This window comes from Streptomyces flaveolus, assembly GCF_000716535.1.
Taxonomy (GTDB): domain Bacteria; phylum Actinomycetota; class Actinomycetes; order Streptomycetales; family Streptomycetaceae; genus Streptomyces; species Streptomyces flaveolus_A.
In genome coordinates this window covers 1-363 of record NZ_JNWV01000169.1, presented here as the reverse complement: position 1 = coordinate 363, position 363 = coordinate 1, and the positions used below count along the sequence as shown (strand labels likewise).

The 363-nt window shown below is 73.3% G+C and carries 1 protein-coding gene; it reads right to left on the bottom strand.

All coding sequences use genetic code 11. The annotated features are described in order from the left end of the window. Positions 1-363 (bottom strand): GNAT family N-acetyltransferase (locus OO52_RS45695; protein ID WP_030659456.1); only part of this gene is annotated, 363 nt, incomplete at both ends.

Sequence of the window (363 nt, the reverse complement as noted above, 5' to 3'; positions counted from 1 at the left end):
CCGGAGCGCGGCGACCGTCAACGCTGCGCCGATGCCCCGTCGGCGATGCGCTTCGGCCACGTGGACGAGGAAGATCCCGGCCACCCCGTGGGCGGTGATCACCACCGTGGATCCGACCACCCGGCCGTCCAGTACCGCGGCCAGCCGGATGATGTCCGCGTTGTCCTCGCGTCGCGACTCGATGCGCACCATCTCAGCCTCCAGGCCCGGCGCGACACCCATCGACGTCCGGTACGTCCGGACCAGCTCCGCCAGCCGTTCCCCGTCCTGCACCGTCTCCACCCGCAGGCCGGTGCGCGCACCGTCCGACCCGGCCGGATCGAGCGTCTCGGCCGGGTGGCCGAGCGACCTCACCAGGACCGG